The following is a 26,415-nucleotide window of genomic DNA, read 5'->3' on the forward strand; positions in this document are numbered from 1 at the left end:
ATTCATTTATGATATTTACCTTTGCTAGGTAAAAAACGGGTTATTAGTAAATTTTTAACAGTTTTTAATAAAAAAAACAATTATGGCAAGCAAAAAGTACTTATTACTGGCAGGCGCTGTGGGTCTACTTTCAGCATCTACTAGTTTTGCACAGGTTCAACCAACCGGCTATGATGCTTTGGACTCTACCAAGGTGTCTAGCAAGAGGATGGTACAGCAAAATAACTTCACGAACCACCAATCGAATTTCCCTGCTAAACCAAGAGACATGTGGGAACTTGGTCTGAGCGGTGGTCTGCACCTGATTGACGGAACAGTTCCTCCTCAACCCGGTTTCGGTGGCGGTATCTCCCTGAGAAAAGCACTGGGTCATACTTTCTCTTTAAGAGCTGAGTATATTGGATCTATCGATAAAGGCCAGGACTACAAATTACGTCCTAACATGCCTGCTGGTGGAATCGATCCTTGGGCTAAAACTGCTGCCAAAAATGGTGGTATGATCGTTCCGAACTACAAGTCTCAAAACCATCAGCTGTCCCTGGACGTTCTGGCTTCTCTGAGCAACATCCTGTTCTACAGAGCAGAACCTAAAGTTAACTGGTACTTACTGGCTGGTTACTCTCTCGTAGTTGCTGACGTTGACGTAGATGCGCTGGATGCTAATGGTAATGGTTACGACTATTCCGGTATCAATTTCGGTGCTAAACGCAGCGATATCAGAAAACAACTGAATAACCTGAGAGATAAGAAATACGAGCAGAACGCTCCTTCTCAGGGTAACAGAATCGCAATTGGTCGTCACGATGGCAACCAACTGTTACGTCATGCTCTGGACCTCGGTACTGGCGTTGCATTCAAAATCACCAAACGTTTCAACCTGGGTGTTGAAGAAAAACTCACCATGCCATTTGATGCATACCTGGATGGTTATCCTGGTCCCGGTGGTTCTACCAAAGATTTCTATTCTTACACCAGTGTACGTCTGAACTTCAACCTGGGTAACTCTTCCAAAAGAGTTCAGCCTCTGTGGTGGATCAACCCGCTGGAATACGCTTACAGCGAGCTGAGCAATCCTCGTCACATGAAGATCCCAGCACCGATTCTGCCTGATGCTGACGGTGATGGCGTAACTGATCAGTTCGATCGCGAACCTAACACTCCAGCTGGCGCACCTGTTGATTCTCACGGTGTTGCTAAAGATACTGATGGTGATGGTGTTCCTGACTACAAAGACAAACAGCTGATCACTCCAACTTACTGCCAGCCAGTTGATGCTGATGGTGTTGGTAAATGCCCAGATCCTGAGTGCTGCAAAAACAGACCAGCTAACACTTGCTCTTCTCTGGTTCTGCCTAGCGTTTCCTTCAAAGGTAGCTCTACCAAAGTTGGTAAAGATCAGGAAGCTATCCTGGCATCTGTTGCCTCTTCTCTGAAAGCTAATCCTTCCTGCAACGTACTGGTTACCGGTCACGCAGGTGCTAAAGGTAAAAAAGGTGGTGTTGATCTGAGCAGCCGTCGTGTTGATTCAGTTATCGACTACCTGGCTGACAAACAAGGCATCGATCGCGGTCGCTTCATCAAACAAAACACTCCTGGTGAATCTGGTACTGTTGACTTAGCTCCTGCTAACTAATCAGCATCACTCACTAAGATGAGATAACTTAAAGGGTCCTCTTCCGTTCAGTCGGAAGAGGATCTTTTTTATGCCCCGCTTCTCTGGAAATTATTATATAGTGTCAATATTTACCCCTAATTTTGAGGGCTTTTTTAATTAATTTATTATTGACGTGGGAATAAACATTAACAGGGTTACCCTGGCTGGTCTGGTAGTAGCACTTGGTATTATCTACGGCGACATTGGAACCTCTCCACTTTATGTTTTTAAAGCCATAGTAGGAGATAACCCCATCAGCGATTTGCTGGTGATTGGTGGGATCTCCTGTATAATATGGACGTTAACCCTTCAAACCACTGTTAAATACGTTATTCTGACCCTCCGGGCCGATAATAAAGGGGAAGGCGGTATCTTCTCGCTCTACGCCCTGGTACGGCGGCACGCCAGGTGGACGGTTATCTTCGGTATGATCGGAGGTGCTGCCCTGCTTGCCGATGGTATTATTACCCCACCTATCACTGTTACGTCTGCCATTGAAGGTTTAAGAACCCTGGAAGTATTTAAAGACCTGGGCCAGATAACTATCGTAAAAATAGTACTGACCATTATTACAGGTCTGTTTGTAATGCAGCAGTTTGGTACTGTGTCTATCGGGCGGATGTTTGGGCCCATCATGGTGCTTTGGTTTTCCATGCTGGGTATCCTGGGAATCTCGCATGTTGCGGACGATCTGAGCATCCTGAAGGCTTTCAGCCCTCACTATGCTATCGAATTACTCACCACCTACCCAAAAGGATTTCTGATATTGGGTGCAGTATTCCTGTGTACCACAGGGGCCGAAGCCCTGTATTCCGACCTCGGGCACTGTGGCAGGGGGAATATCCGTGTATCCTGGATCTTTGTTAAATCGTGCCTGATCCTCAACTACCTTGGGCAGGGCGCCTGGTTGCTGACACAAAAAGGTCTGATCCTGCCAAAGGATCAGAACCCATTCTTTACCATTATGCCAGAATGGTTTGTGATTTTCGGTGTACTGATAGCCACAATGGCCTCTGTAATTGCCAGTCAGGCCTTGATATCAGGGTCATTTACGCTGATCGCGGAGGCAATGAGATTGAACCTCTGGCCTAAGATGAAAGTGAATTACCCCACTGAAATGAGGGGGCAGTTATATATTCCGGGGATCAATACCATGTTGTTCGTAGGCTGTACAGCCATTGTACTGTTTTTCCGGGAATCCTCCAATATGGAAGCAGCTTACGGGTTGTCTATCACCATATGTATGCTCATGACCTCCTGTCTTTTTGCATTTTACCTGTATACAAGGCGGGTATGGGTCGGGTGGATATTGTTATACCTGGTGGTATATTTCACCATTGAATTCTCTTTCCTGTTCGCCAATATCGTGAAGTTCGCACATGGTGGTTATGTCACTGTAATTGTTGCGGGTGCCCTCTTCCTTGTAATGATTGTCTGGTTTAAATCCCGCAAGATCAAGAACCGTTATGTGGAATTTGTTCGATTGGAAGATTACCTGCCAATTATTCAGGAACTGAGTAATGATACCTCCATTCCCAAATATGCGACTCACCTGGTATATATGAGCAGCGCCGATAACCCTAAGGAAATAGAACATAAGATTATCTATTCTATCCTTAATAAAAAACCGAAACGGGCTGATATATACTGGTTTGTGCATGTGGATGTGGTGGATGAACCTTACCTGAGTGAATATTCCGTGCAAACAATCATTCCGAATGAAGTCATCCGCGTGGAATTCCGTCTTGGATTTAAGGTAGAGCAGCGTATCAACCTGATGTTCAGAATGGTAGTAGAAGATATGGTGAGAAATAAGGAAGTGAACATCACCAGTCGCTATGAGTCGCTGAGTAAGAACAATGTAGTAGGCGATTTCCAGTTCATTGTGATGGAGAAATTCCTGTCGCATGATAATGATTTGCCGTTGTATGAAAGGATGGTTATGAAGATGTACTTCTTCCTGAAGAAGATCAGCTTGTCGGAAGAACGAGGATTTGGCCTGGATTCCAGCTATGTGACCATCGAGAAATACCCGTTGGTGGTAGCGCCGGTGACCAACCTGCAGCTGAAGCGGGTTTCCCATTAAGAAAGAATTATTACATAAAAATGCCTGCTTTTTCCGGAAAAGCAGGCATTTTGTTTTTTGCTATAGTATTATCAGGGAGATATAGTCTGGGAAAAGCTGTCGCGGGGAGCAATCCCGGAGGATATTTTCCCGGTGATCATCTTTCCTTTCCTTCTCTCCGGCAGGTAAAGAAAATCCCGTTTTTTTTCCGGATATTTATCATTTCAGGGATGACGGAGACCAGTTTCGTACATCCATATACGAAAATCTAAAACATAGTATGGTGAACAAATTTTTTGGCGTGCTGGTGATCCTGGCGCTGCAACAAAACGTATGGGCACAATCGTCTCCCTCAGGCGATTACCGGGAAATGCCCGATCCTAAGCCGGTTAACAGCGCTTCCTGGGATGTGGTGAATGATACCAGATTACATGCAGCATTTGGCAACGCAGATACCCGTTATGATAAAAGAAATGCGCCTGCAATAAATGGCCTGACACCCGATTGGAGTGCGAAGGCGTGGAAAGGAGAGCGGGTTCACACCCAGCTTGTTATTTGGAGCACTGCTGCGCAACCGGCAATGACCATTGAAGCGTCTTCCCTGGAAGGTGGCAATGGCCGTAAAATTTCTGCCTCGGCGATTACTACCGGTTTTGTAAGATATGTGATGACAGATGAGCTGAATAAAGATGGTACAGGTTGTGGTTACCGCAAATCAGTAGATTTCGATTCCTCTCTGGTGGCAGACGGGATTGATATAATCAATAAAAGAGACCTGGTAGCGCGTACTACCCAGCCTGTTTGGCTGAGTGTACAGGTGCCTGCCGGAACGGCAGCCGGCACCTATAAAGGCAGTGTTAGCGTGAAATCCGGTAGTACCACGGTGAGCCTGCCATATGAGATAACAGTGCTTAACCATACGTTGCCGGCTCCGAAAGACTGGCAGTTTCACCTGGATCTCTGGCAGAGCCCCAATGCAGTTGCCCGTGTATATGGTGTGAAACCCTGGAGTAGTGCACATTTCAAGGCAATGAAACCTTATATGCAGATGTTGGCAGATGCAGGTCAGAAAGTGATCACCACATCTATTATCTATGATCCCTGGAGTGGGCAAACGGAAGACATTTATGGCAGCATGGTGAAATGGACCAAAAAGAAAAATGGCGGCTGGGAATATGATTATTCCGTTTTCGATAAGTGGGTGCAGTTTATGATGGATCTGGGTATCAGGAAGGAAATAAACTGCTATAGCATGATTCCCTGGAACCTGAAGTTCTATTATTATGATGAAGCAGCGGGTAAGGATACTTTTATTGTTGCCAAACCAGGATCTCCCGAATATACTGCGCACTGGCAGCCTATGTTGAACGATTTTGTAAAGCATCTGAAAGCTAAAGGCTGGTTCAATATTACTGCTATTGCCATGGATGAGCGTACAATGGAAGATATGCAACAGGCGCTTGCTATTATCCGCAAGGCCGACAAGGATTTCAAAGTATCGTTGGCGGGTAGCTATCATGCGCCGTTGAAAGACGAGATCTATGATTATTGTGTCGCATCCAAAGAGGTGTTTCCTGCAGAAGTGATGAAAGAACGTATCCGCAGGGGATTGCCGACTACTTTTTATACTTATTGTGCAGAAGGATATCCTAATACATTTACTTTTTCACCACCGGCTGAAGCTACTTTTATGGGATGGTATGCCGCTAATAAAGGCTACAGTGGCTATTTACGCTGGGCTTACAACAGTTGGGTAGCAGCCCCGTTGCTCGATTCACGTTTCCGGTCCTGGGCGGCAGGAGACACTTATTTCGTATATCCGGGACCGAGATCCTCTATTCGTTTCGAGCGGCTGCTGGAAGGTGTACAGGATTTTGAGAAGATAAGGATATTGAAAGAAGAATTTACGCGAACCAATAACACAGTGGCCTTACAGCAGCTGGAAGCGCTGCTTCGCCCTTTTGAAGTGAGCCAGCTGAAAATAACTCCGGCCGCTACTATTCTGCAGGCCGCCAAGCAGGGATTGAACGAACTTTGATCAGTGATGTAGACAGATCAAAAAAAATCCTCCGGGGAACCGGAGGATTTTTTTTAACACAACTAAAAAACAATCAAATGTGTTCATCAATCGGGCTTTTTCCCATCTAAAAAGGTATTGATCGTATTGATTTCAGTATGATTATTCTGTCCCTGATCATTACTTACTGTGTAGTTGGAGTAAAAGTGTTCAGCGGAGCCGGCTCCATTGTCCAGGTTTACATTTCTGCGCAGATAAGCAGGTACATTTTCCAGCTCAGCGTTGTTATCCATGTTCTTCACATTAAAGCTGATGCTGCGTAATTTAGCCACTCTTTCAGCCTGTTTGCGCTTTTGCTCTTCAAGGTCTTCGTAAGACTGTTGCATGGGCACTTCAGGTGGAGCAGGTGGTGTATTGAGAGGCGCTTCGTCTTCTTCCTTGTACACCATTTTCATTTCCGGTGCAGGTGCGTTTCCAGGCTCAACATATATATGAGCGGGTCTGTTCAGATATCCGCCGGCTGCATTGCCCTGCTGTGGCTGAATGACATTTACATTCGGCTGCTGGGAAGGAACAGATGGAGCTTGTTGCTGCACTGGTTGATGCTGCACATATTGCTGTGGTTGCGGCTGATGATACTGTTGTTGTACCGGCTGCTGATAGTCGGGCTGCTGTGGCTGTGGCGCAGGAGATACCTGTTGAACATTCAGCACATAGTTCTGACGTGCAGGAGCAATAGGCGCCTGCTGTTGCGGTGGTGTATAGGCGGTTACCGGTTCAGGATGTGTAACCACCGGTTCCATCAGGCGTGGCGCCATCAGGTCTTGCGGTTCCTGGAACAGCGTACCCTGTGATTGTGCCTGATTCATTTTTTTCTCATCGCCATCTTTGCCCAGCTGCATCACAATTTTAGGCTCTGCCCGTTGTTCCTCTACAGGAGCTGCCATTTTTTGCTGTGTAATAGGTTTCTGTTCAAAACCAGTAGCGATAATGGTTACGCCCAGTTGCCTGTCGAGCGACTGATCGTAGCCCACACCGAGGATCACATCGCAATCCTCACCAGCCTGGCTTTGTACATAAGCCTGGATAATATCCATTTCATCGAGGGTGTGTTCGAATTCACCTTCAGAAGAAGAGATATTGATAAGGATCCATTTAGCGCCGTGGATGTCGTTGTCGTTCAGCAGCGGAGAAGTCAGTGCTTCTTCGATAGCTCTCTGGGCACGGTTTTCACCTTCTGCTAACGCAGCACCGAGTATGGCTACACCACCGTTACGCATAACGGTGCAAACATCGGCAAAGTCGACGTTGATCTGACCGGTAGAATTGATCACGTCAGTGATACATTTTGCAGCGGTAGCCAGTACGTTATCAGCTTTTTCGAAAGCGGCCTTGAATTTCAGGTCACCGAATTTCTGACGCAATTTATCGTTAGAGATGATCAGCAGGGTATCTACATAGTCTTTCAGCCTTTGTATACCTTCATCTGCCTGCAGCATTCTCTTTTTACCTTCATATGAGAACGGAGTGGTAACAATACCAACGGTCAGAATGCCGAGTTCCTTACATATGCGTGCAATGATAGGAGCGCCACCGGTACCGGTACCACCACCCATGCCTGCAGTAATGAAGGCCATTTTGGTATTTACCTCCAGTATTTTTTTGATTTCCTCAAAGGATTCTTCTGTCGCCTGTTTCCCGATTTCAGGATTTGCACCGGCTCCGAGCCCTTGAGTAAGGTGAGGTCCCAACTGGATTTTATTTGGAACTGGGCTATTAGCAATAGCTTGAGCATCGGTATTGCAAATAATGAAATTTACCCCGTCAATGCGCTGGCTATACATATGATTCACCGCATTACTTCCACCGCCACCAATACCGATGACTTTGATGATAGAAGATTTTTCCTTAGGAAGATCAAAATGTATCATGACTCTATACTTTTATTGGGTTAGTACGAATAATTAATAATGAACTATTAAGAATTAAGTGCGTGTATTCATTAGTGTTACTATGGTTCATTTGTCCTGTTATTATTAATTATCGTGCTTAATTCTTATCTATTTAAAACGTTTCTTTTTCGCAACAATTGCGCCATTAACTGTTAAAGTTTTGCATCCTCTTCTTCAGTGAACATATCGATGATCTTTGTCTTCATTTTATCGAGGAAGTTCTTCAGCGATGCGTTCCTTTCTTTTGCCTTACGGTCCTGTATTTCCTGGCTGCTGGGAGTATCCTCCATCCAATCTTCATCGGGTGTTGCGGCCGCAGCAGCTTGTGCAGCCTGTTCCTTCGCCAGATAGCTGGTATTTATTTTTACATAGTTTTCCTCCAGTGATTTACGATCATTCTCATAATCGTTATATCCTTTCAGGATAAGGCCCACGCAGGTAGCATACATAGGTTTGGTCAATTCATCTATGTGGCCGCTTGCGAGGTGTTCGTTGGGGAAGCCGATGCGGGCGCTTGCGCCTGTTGTGTATTCAGTCAGCTGAATCAGGTGTTTCAGCTGTGAACCACCACCAGTAAGGATGATACCACCATTTAGCATTTTATTATCCATGCCGATCTGTTTGAGATGATATACTACAAAATCGAGTATCTCACTCATGCGCGCCTGGATGATATGTGCCAGATTTTTTACGGATATTTCTTTCGGGCTCTGACCTCTCAGACCAGGTATAGTAATGTAGGCGTTGCTCTTGGCTTCATCGGCCAGTGCATAACCAAACTGTACCTTCATCTGTTCGGCCTGTGTTTTCAATACACCGAGTCCGTTTTTGATATCGTTGGTGATATTTTCACCACCGTAAGGAATTACTGCAGTATGTTTCAGAATACCTTCGTAAAATACGGCCAGGTCAGTGGTACCACCACCGATATCCACGATGGCAACACCAGCTTCAAAGTCCATGTCGCACATGACAGCAGCAGCAGAAGCCAGTGGCTGCAGTACGAGGTCGCGGATCTTCAGGCCGGATTTTTCCACACTACGGTTAATATTCCGGATTGCGTTTTTATCGCCGGTGATGATATGGAAATTGGCACCCACCTTCACACCTGACATCCCGATAGGATAGGTGATGTTCTGGAGGCTGTCAACAATATATTGCTGGGGAATCACATCAATGATCTGGTCGCTCGCGGGAATAACTGTTTTGTACTGATCGTTGATCAGCTGATCAATGTCTTTCTGGGATATTTCCGCATCAGTGTCGTTGCGTACAATATCGCCGCGGGTTTGCAAACTTTTAATATGATGACCTGCTATGCCAACATATACCTCGTTAATTTCCAGGTTAGGGTTGGATGCGTAACAGTTTTCGAGTGCTTGCCTGATAGCTTTGATAGTCTGATCTATGTTCAGCACCATTCCGTGCTGTACACCAAACGATGTAGCTTTTCCGAATCCCAGGATTTCCAGTTTCCCGTATTCATTCTTCCGTCCTGCTATGGCAGCAATCTTCGTAGTACCGATGTCAAGTCCTACAATGATGGGAGCTTCCTGATTCATGGCGTTTTGTGTTTTTTTGATGTGTTAACAGATTTATTCCCTGGCTTATACACTGCTTTGGGTTGTCGTGCCGGCGCAGCTGCATGTTCTTTCTTCACTGGTTTCGGTTTCTGCGCTTTAGGCTTTTCTCTTGTGACCGGTTTACTGGCTGCTGGTTTAGCAGGTGCTACTGGTTTGACTGGTTTTACTGTTTCCGCTGTGGCAACATCTTCTTCTGATATTGGTTGTTCATCTGGTCCGCCCAATTTCAGACTATCTGATTTGATCACCGGTTGCAAAGGTAATACACCGTCTTTACGTGTACACACCACTTCGTTGTCAAATGCAATGTTGATGCGTGTATAGTTGTTCCAGCCAACTTTATTCAATCCTTCTTTGTAAAAAGCCAGCAGTTTGTTGAATTTTTTCTCTATGTCAGTTCCATCTCCGAAGGCGATCACCTGATCTCCCAGTTTGGGGATGAATTCAAATTTGTGATCGCTGGTAATCATCAGCTGTTCTACCTGGGCCATCCAGAAAGAGTTGTCACCAATGTAAGTACCCATATCCACGATCTGCATGGTTAGCAGGCTGTCCGCTTTCTGCAGCTTTTCTGCATCTGTAGGAAAGCCTGTGAATACCGGCACTCTGGCTGCATAACGGTTCGATACCGGGATATGTTCACCTGCAGAATCGAGGTAAAAACTATTACCTGAAAATGTGAACACCCTTGCTACCGGCTCGCGCTGTGCTACTTTGATGTTCAGCTGGTGGCGGTTATCGATGTAGATCTCCGCATTTTTTACCCAGGGGTCCTGGTTTACCAGCGCTTCCAGTGCTGCTATGTCGATGTCACTGATCTTTTTACCTACAGGATTCAGGTTTTTATCTTTTGTAAGCAGGGACTTGATATCTTTTGATTCAATAAAAAAGTTATCATCCTTTCCTTCAAACTTTACCTGAATTCCTTTGCATTTAACAGCATCCTTATCCTGAATGGCAGCTACCAGCAATACCACAAAGCCTGTCAGTGCCAGTCCCCAGAGAACTACGGCACCCAGTCGTTTTAATATGGTAGTAGATTTAGCCAATGCTGTTTTTTATTTTTTTAGAAGCTGAGCAATCGGTTCTTTTAACTGATCTATATCTCCTGCTCCGGCGGTAATCAGCAATGGTGTTGTTGTTTTGCTGAGGTAAGCCGTTACTTCATCTTTCGGAATTATTTTTACTGGTACTGTTATTTTTTTTGCGATCATTTCGCTGCTGACTCCTTCTATAGGCAATTCTCTTGCCGGGTATATGGGGAGCAGCAGTACTTCATCTGCGAGCGACAGGCTTTCGGCGAATCCATCTGCGAGGTCCCTGGTGCGGGAAAACAAATGGGGCTGAAAGATCACGGTACATTTTTTACCCGGGAACAATGCTTTGGCACTGCTGATCAATGCACGCAATTCTTCCGGATGATGTGCGTAATCATCGATATATACCTGATCATCTGTCTTTACCACATATTCAAACCTCCGGCGGATTCCTTTAAAACCTGCCATGGCACTGCGGATCTTCCCTGCATCTATTCCCAGCTGATGTGCCACGCTAATGGCCGCCACAGCGTTTTCCACATTATGCATACCACCTATGTTCAGTGATATGTTATCGATCATCCAGTTCTGTTGCATCACATCAAACTCATATCCACCGTTCACCATGCGGATGTTGGCGGCATGTGCATAAGCTGCGTTGTTCTGCAGGCTATACAACAATTTATTGGTGGCATTCAGTTCTGCATTCCGGTGCAGCCCGAACTTAGCAATCAGCGTGCCACCGGGCTTGATGTTATGCGTATATTGAATAAAAGCATCTTCCATTACTTCCGGTGTGCCGTAAATATCCAGGTGATCTGCATCCATGGCAGTGAGCACGGCTATATCCGGACTTAATTTCAGAAAAGAGCGGTCGTACTCATCTGCTTCGATCACGGCTACCTGCCTGTTGCTGCTCCAGAAATTTTTATCATAGTTCACGCTGATACCGCCGAGGAAGGCATTGCAGCCATAGCCACTGTCGGTAAGCAGGTGGGCGATCATGGTAGAAACCGTGGTTTTTCCATGCGTGCCAGCCACTGTAATAGCAAACAGTGAACGGGTAATTTCCTGTAATACATCGCTGCGTTTCACCACTTCAAATCCGTGTTCACGGAACCATTGCAGTTCTGTATGTGTTGCCGGTATTGCCGGCGTATATACGACGAGGTTAGCCTGCTGATCGGCGAGGTTGACATCGTCGGTATAATGGATCTGCATACCTTCGGCCTCCAGCTGCCTGGTGAGCGCTGTTGCGGTACGGTCATAACCGCTTACCTGCACGTTTTTTTCATTGAAGAAACGTGCGATAGCACTCATGCCGATGCCACCGATACCGATGAAATAAACCCGTTGTATATTATTCAGATCCATATAATTTTTTCGTCGCTATATTAATTCCAATACTTGTTTTGCTATGACCATATCTGCATTCGGATTGCCGAGCTTTCCGATATTGCCTTCCAGCTGTTCCATCAGCGCTTTGTTTTGTAACAGGCTGAACATCGTATTACCTAATTGTGCCTGCACTTCATCATCTTTAATGATCAGCCCCGCTTTCTTATTTACGAGGTTCATGGCATTGGAAGTTTGGTGATCTTCCGCTGCAAAAGGATAAGGCACAAATATTACCGGTTTTTTCACCACACACAATTCTGCGATAGCCAATGCGCCGGCTCTTGATAATACTACGTCGGCAGCTTTATAGGCAAAGTCCATCACGTTGATGAAATCGAATACTTTGATATGCGATTCATATGGTGCGGCGGCTGCCCTGGCTGTTTCGTAGTAAGGCTTACCCGTTTGCCATATCAGCTGTATGTCTTTGTCTGCTATAGATTTCAACAGAGGCTGTAATCCTTCATTGATGGATTTGGCGCCCAGGCTGCCACCTACGGCAAAAATGGTTTGTTTAAGTTTACTCAGACCGAAATACTGCAGGGCATCTTCCCTGGTTACGGCTGATTGTGAAATATTACTCCTCACCGGGTTGCCCGTCATTACCAGTTTATCGGCGGGAAAAAACTTCTCCATACCATCGTAGGCCACACATATTTTCCGGGCTTTTTTGCCCAGCATCTTATTCGCTTTCCCTGCAAAGGAGTTCTGTTCCTGGATCAGGGTAGGCGTGCCATTTTTCTGGGCTCTGTTCAGAATGGGGTAGCTGGCAAAACCGCCCACACCCACTACCGCATCCGGCTGGAATTCCTGCAGGATGGCTTTGGCCCTGCGCAGGCTTTTCCACATTTTGAACGGCAGCAGGATATTTTTGAAAATATTGCTCCGGTTAAAACCTGCTATTTCCAGTCCTTCTATCGGATAGCCTGCCTGAGGAACCTTTTCCATTTCCATCTTACCAACAGCCCCTACAAACAGGATGTTGGTATCAGGTTCCAGTTTCTTCAACGCATTTGCAATCGCGATCGCGGGGAATATATGTCCCCCGGTACCACCACCTGCTATGATCACTTTGCGTTGCATATATCTTTCAATTACATTTAATGTTCAATAAATACGTATTAAGCGACTGCAGCGTTTTCTGAATTCGCCATTACTCTTTCTAACCGTTCTTTTTCCGCCTGCTTACCTTCCAAATCTTCCACATTCCGGGAAACACTGAGGATAATTCCGATGGCCATACTGGTGAACAATACAGATGATCCTCCCATGCTGACCATTGGCAGCGTAACACCGGTAACCGGGAACAGCTGCACGTTTACGGCCATATTAGTCAATGCCTGTATGACCAGCGTGACACTGAGGCCTACGGCAAGGAAAGCTCCAAAGGCATACGGACAGCGTTTATAGATCCTGATGCTTCTCAGCAGTAATATCATATAAGCCGCCAGTATCAGGAATGCGCCCATCATACCATATTCCTCAATGATCGTTGCGTAGATATAATCGGAATACGCATGTGGTAAAAAGTTCCGCTGGGTGCTGTTACCAGGGCCTTTTCCCAGGATGCCGCCACCTGCAATGGCAATATTGGCCTGCTGTACCTGGTAGGGTGTTTCCGTATGATCGCCATGCATGAAGTTATCAATACGTTTTTCCCATGTTTTGGTACGCATCTCCATAGGTGTCAGCTTGGCCACCATAAATAACATCACTACCAGGAATGCGCCGGCTGCCACCATCGATGCAAGGTATCTTACCGGTACCCTGCCGATAAAACAGAGCAGCATACAACTGGCGCCCAGCAATAGAGCAGTACTCATATTGGCGGGCATAATCAGTATACAGATAATGCCTACCGGAATAATGATAGGCAGAAATCCTTTTTTGAAATCGCCGATCATATTCTGCCGCCTCGATAACTGCCGGCTCACATACATGAAGATGGCCAGTTTCGCAACATCGGATGTCTGAAAGGTCAGGTTGATGATCGGTAAACTGATCCACCGGCTGGCATCGTTCAAATGCCGGCCAAATGCCAGTGTATATATTAACAACGGGATGGAGATCAGAAAACCTATCTGTGCCACACGCGAATAAATAGTATAATTCACACGATGGGCAAAATAGATGATGGCCAATCCCATTCCCAACACAATCAGCTGTTTCAGCAGGTAATACTCCGTATGGCCACCTCTTTCCCTGTAAGCCAGGGAACCGGTGGCGCTATATACCGCCATCAGACTCACCAGCGACAGAAAAAGCACTATCGCCCAGATCACTTTATCACCTTTCGTTCTGTACAGCATCTTTTAGGTTTTAGCTATTAGCCTGCTTATGTTTTGTTAGTAAATAGTTTTATCCTTTTTCCCATTTATTCCTGAAAGCATCATTACCAGTTACCCGGTGCTTTACAGATTCTTTACCTCTTCCTTGAATTTCTTTCCCCTGTCTTCGTAATTCTTAAACAGATCAAAGCTGGCGCAGGCTGGCGAAAGCAGCACAATATCCCCTTTGACAGCCTGTTTGAATGCTTCCTGTACGGCGTCGTGCATACTGGTGGTATTGATCATCACCGGAGTATCGTTCGACAAAGCCGCGAAGATGGGGGTATTATCCACACCCAGGCAGATGATTGCTTTTACCTTTTCCTTTACCAGATCGCGGATGGCATCGTAGTCGTTGCCTTTATCCACACCACCCATGATCAGTACGATAGGCTTATCAAAGCTTTCCAGGGCAAACCATACGGAGTTGACGTTGGTAGCCTTGCTATCGTTAATAAAATCTATGCCTCTCACAGAGGTAACGTATTCCATTCTGTGCTCGAGGCTTTCAAATGACGTGAGGCTTTCACGGATTTTTTCGTTACGTATATCCATGGTTCTGCCTGCAATTGCCGCTGCCATTGAATTATATAGATTGTGTTTTCCCTTTAATGACAGGTCATACATTGACATGATAACCGGCTCTCCGTTGACATCAACGTTCAACTGGTCGTTGGCAATAAAGCCTCCTTCTTTCAGTGGTTTCATGATGGTAAAAGGTATTAATGCTGAATAAATGGGTTGCTGCGCTAAATGCCGCATGATCTCCGGATCGTCCATACAGTAGATGAAGTAGTCTTCTGCTGTCTGATTCATGGCGATCCTGAACTTCGACGCTACATAATTTTCCATTTTGTAGTCGTAACGGTCCAGGTGATCAGGCGTAATGTTCAGCAGGATAGCTACATCAGGCTTGAATTCCCTGATGTCATCCAACTGGAAGCTGCTGACTTCAATCACATAATACTCCGCTGGTGCGGTTGCCACCTGCCTGGCATAGCTGATACCAATATTGCCTACCATGGCTACATCCAAACCTGCGGTTTTGAAGATGTGGTAGGTGAGGGCAGTAGTGGTACTTTTGCCGTTGCTGCCGGTGATGGCAATAATCTTTTTACCTTTTGAGAAACGGTAGGCCAGTTCAATCTCTGAAATAACGGGTACGCCTCTTTCGCGCACCTTTTTCATCAGTTCTGATTTTTCCGGGATACCAGGACTTTTGACGATTTCGTTAGCTCCCAGTATGATGTCCCAGGAATGATGACCTTCTTCGAATGGAATCTGGTTTACCGCGAGTTCCTGTTTATAATTGTCTTTGATTGTGCTGCCATCGGATACAAATACATCATACCCCTGCCGCTTACCCAGCAAGGCTGCACCTATTCCGCTTTCTCCGGCTCCTAATATGACGAGTTTGTGCTCCATTTCGTATATTCTTCTTAGTTACTTTTTAATTATCTCATCTTCAGGGTGGCTATGGCTACTACCACACACATGATGGTAACAATCCAGAAGCGCACTGATATTTTACTTTCGTGATAACCGATTTTCTGATAATGGTGATGCAGGGGCGCCATTTTCAGCAGACGCCGGCCTTCTCCATATTTCTTTTTGGTGTATTTGAAGTAGGATACCTGTATCATTACAGACAGGGATTCTACCAGGAATACACCGCAGAAGATGGGTATCAGTAGTTCTTTTCTCACAATAATTGCCAGGGATGCTATAATACCGCCCAGGGCAAGGCTTCCCGTATCTCCCATGAATACCTGCGCCGGGTAAGCATTATACCAGAGGAAACCAACACAGGCTCCTACAAAGGCAGCAATAAATATGGACAGTTCTCCCAGGTTGGGGATGTACATAATATTGAGGTATTCCGCGAATTGTATGTTACCGGATACATAGGCAAAGATCCCGAGACCCACGCCAATGATACCTGAAACGCCGGTAGCCAGCCCATCCAGCCCATCGGTCAGGTTGGCACCATTAGATACTGCTGTGATAATAAAGATCACAATCAGTATATAGATGACGAATGTATATTTCTCTGCGCCGGGGATCCAGGAGATCAGTCGCGCATAGTTGAATTCGTGATTTTTCACAAAAGGAATAGTAGTGATGGGCGTTTTCACATCCACAAAACGCTGGCCTTCGCGGGTAACCCTTTCCGGATGGGAAGTGATCTGCCTTTCATAAGGCGCCAGTTTCCTGGAGCCTATCAATTCCCTGGATACCACTACATCTGTATTGAAGTAAAGAGTGCATCCCACTATCAGTCCGAGGCCCACCTGGCCCATTACCTTGAAACGGCCTGCCAGTCCTTCTTTATTCTTTTTAAATACTTTGATATAGTCGTCCAGGAAGCCAATTAATCCGAGCCATACAGTGGATAATAATATCAGCCAGATGTATACATTCGCTACCTGTGCAAATAATAAAGTAGGAATGACGATGGCAGACAGGATAATGAGGCCGCCCATGGTAGGAGTACCCTTTTTGGAGTTTTCGCCCTGGAGGCCCAGCTCACGGATGGTTTCGCCGATCTGCTGACGTTGCAGGAATTTAATAATCCTTTTCCCGAAAAGCAAAGATATCACCAGCGATAGCAACAAAGCCATCGTAACACGGAAAGTGATGTACTGGAACATACCACCGCCGATGACGCTGATTTTAAATTCTGTTTTCAGGTAATTTAAAAAATAATATAACATATGTTTTAGTCATCACCTGTCCCGGCCATCGGCCGCGACAAGCGTAAGTCATTGGATTATTAAATATTCTCTACTCAGTTCAGTTATTTCTCCAGTACTTTCATCAGTTCCAGCAGCACTTCTTTATCATCGAAGTGATGTTTCACTCCCTGGATCTCCTGGTATTTTTCATGTCCTTTACCTGCTACCAGTACAATGTCTTCCCGGTTTGCGAGAGAAAGAGCTGTTTTAATAGCTTCTTTCCTGTCGGTAATGGAGATGGTTTTTTTCTTCAGATGTACGGGGATACCCGCTTCCATTTCCCGGATGATCGCAGCAGGATCTTCCGAGCGGGGATTATCTGAAGTAAGGATTACCCGATCGCTGTTTTCTACTGCCACATCCCCCATGATAGGGCGTTTGGTAGTGTCTCTGTCGCCGCCGCAACCCACTACGGTGATCACCTGTTCGTGACCTTTGCGGAGGTTTTTGATGGTAGCGAGTACATTTTTCAGTGCATCGGGCGTATGCGCATAGTCAACGATAGCAATGATCTGTTCCTTTTCGGAAACGATATAATCGAAGCGACCTTCCGCACCCTGTACATCGCTGAGCGCCTGTAAAGCTTTGGCTTTATCCTCACCCAGTAGTACGGCAGCACCAAAAACAGCCAGCAGGTTATAGGCATTGAATTCACCGATCAGGCGAAAATGTACTTCCGTTTCACCTACCAGCATGATCAGGCCGGTGAGGTTGTTTTCGAGTATTTTTCCTTTGAAGTCCGCCATCGTACGCAGGCTATAGGTGGCCTTGCGGGCTTTGGTGTTTTGCAGCATCACAGCCCCTCTTTTATCATCGAGGTTGGTCAGTGCGAATGCAGTAGCAGGCAGATTGTCAAAGAATGATTTTTTTACACGGATGTATTCATCAAAGGTTTTATGATAGTCGAGGTGATCGTGGGTGATATTGCTGAATATCCCGCCCGCGAATTTCAATCCGGCTATACGTTGCTGATGAATAGCATGTGAGCTCACTTCCATGAACACATACAGGCAGCCTTCATCTACCATCCGGGCCAGCAGTGCATTCAGACTGATAGGGTCCGGGGTAGTATGAGTAGCAGGAACAACGGTATCGCCTATTTGATTTTGAACAGTAGACAAAAGGCCACAGTGATATCCCAGTTTGGTGAACAGGCGAAACAGGAGGGTAGCGATGGTTGTTTTACCATTGGTACCGGTAACGCCCACCAATTGTAACTTATGGGATGGATTATCATAGAAGTTACCCGCCATGATACCACTGGCAGTGGCGCTGTTGCTTACCTGTATGTAACAAACCTGGCTGTTGAGTTCAGCAGGCAGTGTTTCACAGATAATGGCGGCAGCTCCCTGTGAAATAGCTTTATCGATATATCCGTGTCCATCGGTATGTACTCCCTTTACTGCAATGAAAGCATCTCCGGATCCTATGGACCGGGAGTCAGTATCCAGTTTACGGACAGTAATATCGGTATTACCGTGTACCGCCTGGATGCTTACATTATACAGTATGTCGCGCAGCGTCTTCATCTAGCTCAGTTCTATTACTATAGTTTGTTCGTTTCCGATTTTAGTACCGCCGGGGAGTGATTGTGTTTTCACTTTACCAGCGCCTTTCACCACTACTCTCAATCCTGCGTTTTCGAGCAGGTATAGTGCATCTTTCAGGCCCATGCCGGTAACGTCCGGCACAGCGCCTTTAGGCTGTTCCATTTGCTCAAAGGCGATCTTATGATCCGTTACCCTGGCACTTACCCAGCTGTTACTGGCCGGGGTAGTGTTAAAGGGTAGTTGCAGCGTACCGAGGATCTGTTTCCATTCGCTGCTTTTCCCATTTTTAAGAGCGAGCAGTGTATCGAGTTGCATGGTGGCCTGCATGGGCTGCTGTTTTTCAACAGCGATGGCATACAGCTTATCAGCCACCTCTCTAAACACTGGCCCCGCAACGTTTGCGCCATAGAAGTGCAAAGCATGCGGTTTGTTTTTTATTACTACCACGCAGGTATACTGTGGATCTTTTGCAGGAAAGTATCCGGCAAAAGACGACTGGTAAATCTTATCGGCGTATCCGCGGCTGCCATTGGCAACAAGGGCAGTACCTGTTTTACCGGCGAAGGTGTAATAAGGGGTACGTAGTTTCTTAGCAGTACCATCAATAGGAACACCTTCCAGCATGGCCTGAACCTGTTTTAAAGTGCTGTGGGAACAAATGCTATCCAACAGTACAGTCGGTTCAAACTGTTTAGCTACCTGGCCATACTCCTGTATAGAGTTGACGAGGTAGGGCTTCATCATTTTACCATTATTAGCCACTGCATTGTACAGCATGCACGTTTGCAGGGGGCTTATCAGTACTTCGTACCCGAATGCCATCCAGGGTAGTGTGGTGGCGCTCCAGGTTTTGGAAGCAGTGGTTTTGATCACCGGTCTTCCTTCACCCATAAGATCTATACCGGTAGACTGATCGAGCCGCAGTTTTTTCAGATGGGCTACGAAGTTGTTCGGTTGCCGGTTATAGTATTGATAAGCCAGCTTGGCCATACCTACATTGGAGCTCAGCTCAAATGCGTGTTTGACAGTTACCAGTTGCGGACCTGGGTGGGGTTCGGAGTCGAAAACCGTTCTGCGCCCAACCTGCCAGCGACCGCCGTCCATGTTGACCATGGAGTTCATGGTAACGTATTTATCTTCCAGCACAGAGATAACAGTTGCCAGTTTAAAAGTGGAACCTGGTTCAGCTACCTGCAGTGCATAGTTCATATCTTCCCAGTAATTGCCATCGGGCTGCCTGCCAAGGTTTGCGATGGCTTTTATTTTGCCGGTTTTTACTTCCATCAGTATACAGGTACCGTGTTCCGCTTCGTTGCCTGTCATCATATTCATGAGAGCAGTTTCCACGATATCCTGCATATTCACATCGATGGTAGTAACCACATCGTGGCCGTTTTCAGGTTCAATATCGTAACCATCCACGGGAACGTAGGTACCACCGGCAATACGGCGCATCAGTCTTTTACCAGTGACGCCTTTGAGGTAATCGTCGTAGGTTCTTTCGAGGCCCACGCTTTGAGAGTTTTCGCGGGCGAGGCCGATAGTCCGGTTAGCCAGCAGTTTAAAGGGGTTGATACGCTTGCTTTTGGATTCAGCAATCATACCGCCCTTGTTTTTGCCGAGGCGGAACATCGGGAACGTACGCAGCTCCTGATATTGATTGAAAGGAACGTCTCTTTTCAGCAAAAAGTAACGGTCCTTTGATTTATAGCCTTCCCGCAGCATCTGTTTCCAGGAAACTTTGGTACGGTCGTTAAACATAACAGAAAGGCGATAAGAAAGGGAGTCGAGGTTCTCTTCGAATATTTTCCCGTTTTTATCGCGTATGCCGTCGGCGGCGAAGTCGATCCTGATATCGAAATAAGGGATCGAAGTAGAGAGCATGCGACCTTCTTCAGAGTAGATGGTGCCTCTTTCGGCATCCAGTGCCACATAGCTTGTGTGAAGGCTATCGGCCATGCTTCTCCAGTACTCACCTTTTACATTCTGGATATAGAACACTTTTGCCAGTATGGCTATGCCAAACAGCGCCATGCCTATCAGGCACAGATACACTCTCCACAATATGTCCCTTTTTACATCCACGAAGCAAAGTATTAAAACAGCTTTTAGCTTTTAGCAGTTAGCTTTTAGTGAGCTTAGCGAGATGAAATATTCGCTTTGGTCGCTAAAAGCTAAAGACTAATGGCCAGTACCTAAAATGACGCCTGACACTGGCTGCATTTATAATTGAGATGCTTGCCATTTGAATTGATTTACCAGCATCCCCGACCTGATTTCTGGGTCAGGCGGGCAGCGTCAGGCATCAGTATTAAAATCATTTTTGTGTATCCTTAGCCAGCTCAATCTTTTGCGGAGGTGAGCTGAGTTGTTTAAGTCCCAGCGGCTCTACAGATTTGCTGACTTCACTCATTTTGCTTCGGAACATGAGCTCACTCTTCACATTGATATACTCCCATTTAAGCTCTTTAATTTCTTTACCGAGTTTGTTTATGCGTCTGATTTTTTTTTCGGCGAGATGGCTGTTGGCGATGTAGATGAGGCCCAGGAGGGAAAGGAAACCAATGAAGGGCATGTTTTGCACCAATGCTTTGTAGTTGATGCGTAAACGCCATTCTTTTTTAGGTTCCGGGGGAGTATTGACAGCTGCCGCCGGATTTTCCTGGATTGTTTCTATGTTCTCTTCCTGCAACACGCTCTATGCCTTTTTAAAAATGGACAATATAAACCTGATCGCAAATAAAACGGATGTGTATAGGATAGGGTAGGAAAGGACTGGCGGATTAGGCTTCGTCCTGTTTTTTTTCAGCTACCCGCAGTTTTGCACTTCTGGATCTTCCATTGCGCTTCAGCTCTGCATCACTGGCGGTAACCGGTTTTTTTGTGATTAATCTGAACAATTTAGGGGGTGTTTCCTTCGCAAACGGATCATCCGGTGCTTCTTCAAAACTTCCTGTCTTCATAAAATTTTTCACCATCCTGTCTTCCAGCGAGTGGAATGTAATGACGGCGAGCCTTCCTCCCGGTTTAAGCATCTTTGCGGCCTGCTCCAGCAGATCTTTAAGCGCCCCCAGTTCATCGTTGACGGCTATACGCAATGCCTGAAAGACCTGTGCAAAGTATTTCTGCGGATTACCTTTTACGATGGGTTGAATCACGGATTTAAATTCAGTGATGGTATGCAGGGGGTGGGTTTTGCGCAGCTTTACAATCGTCTGTGCAAGGGTTTTTGCATTGGTCACTTCTCCGTATTCCTGGAAGATTAGTTGTAACCGGGCTTCACCCCAAGTGTTGAGCAATTGTGCGGCGGTAAAATCAGTTCTTGTATCCATCCGCATATCCAGATCTCCCTCAAACCGGGTACTGAATCCCCGTTCGGCTGTATCAAACTGGTGCGATGAAACGCCCAGATCTGCCAGAATCCCGTCTACCTGTTCCGCCTTATGTAGCTTCAGAAAGCGTTGCAGGTGCCGGAAATTTTGTTGTACAAAAGTTACGCGTTCGTCTATGATCCTGTTACGATAAGCATCTTCATCCTGATCAAATACTATCAACCGTCCTTTTTCACCCAGTTTCTCCAGAATGGCCCGTGAATGTCCACCACCACCAAACGTAGCATCTACGTATATCCCATCGGGATTAATATCCAAGAGCTCCGTTGTTTCCTGCAGGAGAACGGGTAAATGGTATTGTTGTTCGCCCATATGCTCTCCTTTAAATTGAAATATTGTTATCACCTCCCATTACCTGCTGTGCCAGATCACTGAACGCTGCTGGTGAGAAATTTTCAAAGAACTCCTGGTATTTAGCTTTATCCCAGATCTCGATTTTATTTGTAGCTGCTGCCAGCACAATATCTTTTTCCAGATTGGCGTAAGACATCAGGTTTTTGGGTACAAGTAACCGACCTGCACTGTCTAACTCCAGAATAGTAGCCCCGTTCAGAAAGTACCGCCTGAATTCCCTTACTTTTGGATCAAAGTCATTCAACTTGCTGATACGTTCGAAAATGGGCTGCCATTCGTTCATGGGATACAGGGACAAGCATTTTTCAAACCCTCGGTTAATCACAAACTGGGCTCCGGCCCCGTCCGTTAACTGCTTTTTAAATCCGGCAGGTAACAGAAAGCGTCCTTTTGCGTCCAGCGTCGATTCATATTCACCGAGAAATCCTGTCATACCATGGGGCAAAGTCCTTGAAAATCCATTTTCTAACACAAAATAACACTTTTTCCCACTTTTTAACGAAAAAATACTTTATAAATTTTTTCCACAGGTGGGAGAGCTATGACAGCAGGCACTTAGCGGGTTATTTTCAGGGTATATCCATGAAAAAATAATAATGCATGTGGAAAATGTGTTCATAACATGTTAATTCATGTGAATTGTATGTGAATTGCTTGTCTGTATTGCAATTCCTGACACCGGTATATACCAGGAAAAACTGTCTGAAAATCACCTGTCGAAATTTTTACACCTGTCCTTTTTTCCTAATCTGATTATCACTGTTTATTTTTTTCGCAGGAAAATATTATTTTCCCCATCCGGCAAAAAGGAATCAGCAATCTCAACCAAGGTCAAATAAGCACTGTTTCAGCGATTTAATTCCCCCTTTTGCAAAATTTTAACAGCAATGAAAATCTGTCTGCCTTACATTTACATTTAATTCTTAATTTTGCCACTCTTTTATGCGGAAATTTTTATTGTACATCAGTGTTCTTGCCATTGCTATCGTGTCTGTTTCCTGTAACAACCAGTTACGGAGAATAGAAAAGAGCAACAACTTTGAGAAGAAGTTGGATTACGCGAACATGTTGTTTAAGAAGAAGAAATACAACACGGCAATTACGCTTTATACCGATCTGGTACAGGTGTATAAGGGTACGGACAAGTTCGAGCCCATGTATTATAATTTCGCATACTGCTCTTATTACGTTAAGGACTATGTACAGGCTGCGTTCCAGTTCAAAAACTATCTGGACCTGTTCCCCAATAGCCCGAGAGCTGTAGAGATAGATTATATGCAGGCATATTGCTATTATAAGCAGTCGCCCAAGGTATCCCTGGATCAGACCAATACCATGAAGGCCATTGCTGCTATGCAAACTTTCATTAATAACTACCCTACTGCTGAAAAAGTGGCAGAAGCCAACCTTGTTATTGAGCTTTGCCGCCGTAAGCTGGAGAAGAAAGAATTTAACAGCGCAGAGCTGTATTACAACCTGGGCTTTTACAGGGCTGCAGGGATCGCATTCAAAAACCTGATGCGTTCCTACCCGGATTCCGATAAAAGTGATGGTTACAAAGTAATGGCAATCAGATCTTATTATAATTATGCTAAGAACAGTGTTCCCGAGAAACAAAAGGAGCGGTATGCTACTGTACTCGACGAATACCTGGACTTTGCGGATCACTATCCGAACAGCAAATTGAAGGCTGATGCCGAAAAATTGTATACCTTAGCGCAAAACAATATAAAATCTCTGGAAAATGAGCAAATTAAAGCGAAGTCTGACCAGTAGTCTTAATCCCTGGGTAGAAACCAAAAATACTACCGACATTAAGAACAGGACTGGCAATTTATATGAGTCTATTGCCGTGATAGCCAAACGCGCCAATCAGATCAATATTTCCGTGAAAGAGGAGCTCCATTCCAAACTGGAAGAGTTTGCCAGCCATACTGACAATCTCGAAGAAGTGCATGAAAACAAGGAGCAGATTGAGATTTCACGGTTTTATGAAAGAATGGCTAACCCGGCTATTCAGGCTACCCAGGAATTCCTGGACAACAAGATTTATTTCCGTAAGAACGACGATGATCTGTTTAGCTGATCTGGCGCACAATATTTTGTGAGGGGCGTGATTGCGAAAAATAAAAATATTAATTTCATGGCGGCAGAAGGATTTCTGCCGCTTTTGTTTTTTATATGTCCATGGACAACACTAACAAGATGCTTCAGGGAAAAAAGATCCTGCTGGGTGTTTCCGGCAGTATCGCTGCATACAAAGCTGCCACGCTGACCCGCCTGCTGGTAAAAGCCGGTGCGGAGGTAAAAGTGATCATGACCCAGGCAGCTGCCGGCTTCATTACTCCCCTGACCCTGGCTACCCTTTCCAAAAATGAGGTGCCCCTGGAGATCAGTGATCATAGCAGCTGGAATAACCATGTGATGCTGGGCCGATGGGCCGACGTGATGCTGATTGCCCCGGCTTCGGCCAACACTCTCGCTAAAATGGCCCTGGGTCTTTGCGATAATCTCCTGCTGGCAGTGTACCTTTCTGCCACCTGTCCGGTTGTATTTGCCGCTGCGATGGATGAAGACATGTGGCATCATCCTGCCACCCGCAGTAATGTGGAAAAGCTTCTTTCCTATGGTCACCGGCAGATACCCGTTGCTTCCGGGGAACTGGCCAGCGGCCTGTTCGGAGAAGGCCGGATGGCAGAACCTGAACAGATCGTGGAATGGCTGGAACACTTCCTCCTGGAAAAAGCGCCGCAATCCCGCCCGCTTCAGGGACAGCGCGCTATCGTTACCGCCGGGCCAACCATCGAGCATATTGATCCTGTTCGTTATATCAGCAATCATTCCAGCGGAAAAATGGGAATCGCTATTGCTGAAGCCCTCGCCAATGCCGGCGCCGCCGTGGAGCTGATGCTGGGCCCTACTTCGCAGCAGACCACTCACCCGGGAATTACGACTACCCGTATACAAACCGCCCAGGAAATGTTTGAGCAGGTAACTGCCCGCTATCCACATGCGGATATTGTGGTGGCCGCCGCTGCTGTGGCGGATTACCGCCCGGCGAATATTGCCGACAGGAAAATAAAGAAGGGCGAAGCCCAGCTGCATATCGATCTGGAGAAGACGCCGGATATCCTGCGCTCACTGGGTGAGAACAAAGCAGAGGGGCAGTTTCTTGTTGGATTCTCCCTGGAGACTAATAACGAAAGGGAATATGCGCTGAAAAAACTGCACGATAAGCACCTGGACCTGATTGTAATGAACTCCCTGGCGGATGCCGGCGCGGGATTCAACTATGATACCAATAAAGTAACCCTGTTTGATAAAAGCGGGAATGAACGCAGCCTGCCGCTGAAATCCAAACAGGCGGTCGCTCAGGATATTGTTTCCGCCATAATTGAATTGAAACATGCATAATCGCTTCCCGTTTATCCTGCTGCTGTGTGCAGCCCTTCTGTTAAGTTGCAGTGGCATTGTCCGCGCCCAGGAAATCAGAGCCAATGTGTCGGTAGTTGCTGCACAGGTACAGGGTGTTGACAAGAAAATATTCACCACACTGCAGAACTCTGTCCGCGAATTCCTGAACAACCGCCACTGGTCGGCCGACGCCTTTACCCCTGCTGAAAGGATCGAATGTAATTTCCTGCTGAATGTAACAGGTTTGGCCGGAGCCGATGCTTACAGGGCTACGCTCACCATACAGGCCACCAGACCGGTATATAACAGTAGTTATGTTACCAGCCTGCTCAATCTCCAGGATAACAATATCATATTCCGTTATGTGGAATTTCAGCAATTGGAGTTCGCCGACAGCCGGGTGGTGGGAAACGATCCCATGGTCTCCAATCTGACAGCTATCCTGGCGTATTATGTGAACATCATACTTGGCCTGGATTATGATTCATTTTCTCCCCGCGGAGGTGATCTGTATTTCAAAAAGGCGATGAACATCGTGAATAATGCGCCCGACGGAAAGGATATCACCGGCTGGAAAGCGTTTGAAGGAAACCGTAACCGCTACTGGCTGCAGGATAACCTGCTGAATGCCAAATTCCTGCAGTTCCATGATGTCATGTATCAATACCACCGCCAGGGGCTAGATGCAATGTATGATGATGCGAACAAAGGCCGGGCTGCCATATTGAACTGCCTGAACATGCTGTATTCCATACACCAGGATATTCCCAACTCCATGCTTCTGCAGGCTTTTTTCAGCGCAAAGCATGAAGAGTTATTGAAATTGTTCTCCCGGGCTACACCTCCCGAGAAAAGCAGGGCCGCGGAGCTGTTGTCGCAGATGGATGTTCCGAATGCCCAGAAATACCAACAGATGAAGAGTCTTTAGCTGACGGAA

The 26,415-nt window shown here is 46.1% G+C and carries 20 protein-coding genes; 7 read left to right on the forward strand and 13 right to left on the reverse strand.

The window, feature by feature from the left end; all coding sequences use genetic code 11:
- The first annotated feature begins 82 nt into the window (after positions 1-82).
- The 3 genes from UNH61_RS01075 to UNH61_RS01085 all read left to right on the forward strand — a co-directional run bounded on the left by UNH61_RS01075 (position 83) and on the right by UNH61_RS01085 (position 5,757).
- Entirely contained in the window at positions 83-1,633 is a 1,551-nt protein-coding gene (locus tag UNH61_RS01075; RefSeq protein WP_339070621.1) for an OmpA family protein, read from the forward strand.
- Positions 1,634-1,787: 154 nt separating this feature from the next.
- Positions 1,788-3,740, forward strand: a complete 1,953-nt coding sequence (locus tag UNH61_RS01080; protein ID WP_326990254.1) for a KUP/HAK/KT family potassium transporter — start codon at positions 1,788-1,790, stop codon at positions 3,738-3,740.
- 259 nt (positions 3,741-3,999) lie between these two features.
- Complete coding sequence (locus tag UNH61_RS01085) at positions 4,000-5,757, forward strand: glycoside hydrolase domain-containing protein (RefSeq protein WP_326990255.1); 1,758 nt, start codon at positions 4,000-4,002, stop codon at positions 5,755-5,757.
- An 86-nt stretch (positions 5,758-5,843) separates the two neighbouring features.
- On the opposite strand, the gene ftsZ is transcribed toward UNH61_RS01085, so the two are convergent.
- The 13 genes from ftsZ to mraZ form a co-directional block, all read right to left on the reverse strand.
- On the reverse strand, positions 5,844-7,667 hold the full coding sequence (gene ftsZ / locus UNH61_RS01090) for a cell division protein FtsZ (protein WP_326990256.1): 1,824 nt from the start codon (positions 7,665-7,667) through the stop codon (positions 5,844-5,846).
- Positions 7,668-7,840: 173 nt separating this feature from the next.
- Positions 7,841-9,250, reverse strand: a complete 1,410-nt coding sequence (ftsA, locus tag UNH61_RS01095) for a cell division protein FtsA (RefSeq protein ID WP_326990257.1) — start codon at positions 9,248-9,250, stop codon at positions 7,841-7,843.
- A complete protein-coding gene (locus UNH61_RS01100) occupies positions 9,247-10,320 on the reverse strand; it encodes a hypothetical protein (protein ID WP_326990258.1) in 1,074 nt (357 codons plus the stop codon). Before UNH61_RS01100 ends, ftsA begins: the two co-directional genes overlap by 4 nt.
- Before the next feature lie 9 nt (positions 10,321-10,329).
- A complete protein-coding gene (gene murC / locus UNH61_RS01105; protein WP_326990259.1) occupies positions 10,330-11,682 on the reverse strand; it encodes a UDP-N-acetylmuramate--L-alanine ligase in 1,353 nt (450 codons plus the stop codon).
- Positions 11,683-11,697: 15 nt separating this feature from the next.
- Entirely contained in the window at positions 11,698-12,789 is a 1,092-nt protein-coding gene (gene murG / locus UNH61_RS01110; RefSeq protein WP_326990260.1) for an undecaprenyldiphospho-muramoylpentapeptide beta-N-acetylglucosaminyltransferase, read from the reverse strand.
- A 38-nt stretch (positions 12,790-12,827) separates the two neighbouring features.
- Entirely contained in the window at positions 12,828-14,015 is a 1,188-nt protein-coding gene (locus UNH61_RS01115; RefSeq protein WP_326990261.1) for an FtsW/RodA/SpoVE family cell cycle protein, read from the reverse strand.
- 102 nt (positions 14,016-14,117) lie between these two features.
- Complete coding sequence (murD, locus tag UNH61_RS01120; protein WP_326990262.1) at positions 14,118-15,458, reverse strand: UDP-N-acetylmuramoyl-L-alanine--D-glutamate ligase; 1,341 nt, start codon at positions 15,456-15,458, stop codon at positions 14,118-14,120.
- A 29-nt stretch (positions 15,459-15,487) separates the two neighbouring features.
- Positions 15,488-16,747, reverse strand: coding sequence for a phospho-N-acetylmuramoyl-pentapeptide-transferase (gene mraY / locus UNH61_RS01125; RefSeq protein ID WP_326990263.1), 1,260 nt, complete (start codon positions 16,745-16,747; stop codon positions 15,488-15,490).
- Between the two features lie 83 nt (positions 16,748-16,830).
- Positions 16,831-18,297, reverse strand: a complete 1,467-nt coding sequence (locus tag UNH61_RS01130) for a UDP-N-acetylmuramoyl-L-alanyl-D-glutamate--2,6-diaminopimelate ligase (RefSeq protein WP_326990264.1) — start codon at positions 18,295-18,297, stop codon at positions 16,831-16,833.
- The gene (locus tag UNH61_RS01135; RefSeq protein WP_326990265.1) at positions 18,298-20,403 is read right to left on the reverse strand and encodes a penicillin-binding protein; all 2,106 of its coding nucleotides are present in this window, start codon (positions 20,401-20,403) and stop codon (positions 18,298-18,300) included.
- 232 nt (positions 20,404-20,635) lie between these two features.
- Positions 20,636-21,013 (reverse strand): FtsL-like putative cell division protein, encoded by a 378-nt coding sequence (locus UNH61_RS01140; protein WP_326990266.1) that lies wholly within the window; start codon positions 21,011-21,013, stop codon positions 20,636-20,638.
- 88 nt (positions 21,014-21,101) lie between these two features.
- Entirely contained in the window at positions 21,102-22,022 is a 921-nt protein-coding gene (gene rsmH / locus UNH61_RS01145; protein ID WP_326990267.1) for a 16S rRNA (cytosine(1402)-N(4))-methyltransferase RsmH, read from the reverse strand.
- A 10-nt stretch (positions 22,023-22,032) separates the two neighbouring features.
- Positions 22,033-22,497 (reverse strand): division/cell wall cluster transcriptional repressor MraZ, encoded by a 465-nt coding sequence (gene mraZ, locus UNH61_RS01150; RefSeq protein ID WP_326990268.1) that lies wholly within the window; start codon positions 22,495-22,497, stop codon positions 22,033-22,035.
- Between the two features lie 509 nt (positions 22,498-23,006).
- Here mraZ and bamD point away from each other — a divergent pair.
- The 4 genes from bamD (at position 23,007) to UNH61_RS01170 (ending at position 26,406) form a co-directional block, all read left to right on the forward strand.
- The gene (gene bamD / locus UNH61_RS01155) at positions 23,007-23,840 is read left to right on the forward strand and encodes an outer membrane protein assembly factor BamD (protein WP_326990269.1); all 834 of its coding nucleotides are present in this window, start codon (positions 23,007-23,009) and stop codon (positions 23,838-23,840) included.
- Complete coding sequence (locus UNH61_RS01160; RefSeq protein ID WP_089762923.1) at positions 23,809-24,150, forward strand: DNA-directed RNA polymerase subunit omega; 342 nt, start codon at positions 23,809-23,811, stop codon at positions 24,148-24,150. The genes bamD and UNH61_RS01160 overlap by 32 nt, the downstream gene beginning before the upstream one ends.
- Positions 24,151-24,251: 101 nt before the next feature.
- Positions 24,252-25,478, forward strand: a complete 1,227-nt coding sequence (gene coaBC / locus UNH61_RS01165; RefSeq protein WP_326990270.1) for a bifunctional phosphopantothenoylcysteine decarboxylase/phosphopantothenate--cysteine ligase CoaBC — start codon at positions 24,252-24,254, stop codon at positions 25,476-25,478.
- Complete coding sequence (locus UNH61_RS01170; RefSeq protein ID WP_326990271.1) at positions 25,471-26,406, forward strand: DUF4835 family protein; 936 nt, start codon at positions 25,471-25,473, stop codon at positions 26,404-26,406. Before coaBC ends, UNH61_RS01170 begins: the two co-directional genes overlap by 8 nt.
- Positions 26,407-26,415: the final 9 nt, after the last annotated feature.

This window comes from Chitinophaga sp. 180180018-3 (assembly GCF_037893185.1).
In the GTDB taxonomy this organism is placed as follows: Bacteria; Bacteroidota; Bacteroidia; order Chitinophagales; family Chitinophagaceae; genus Chitinophaga.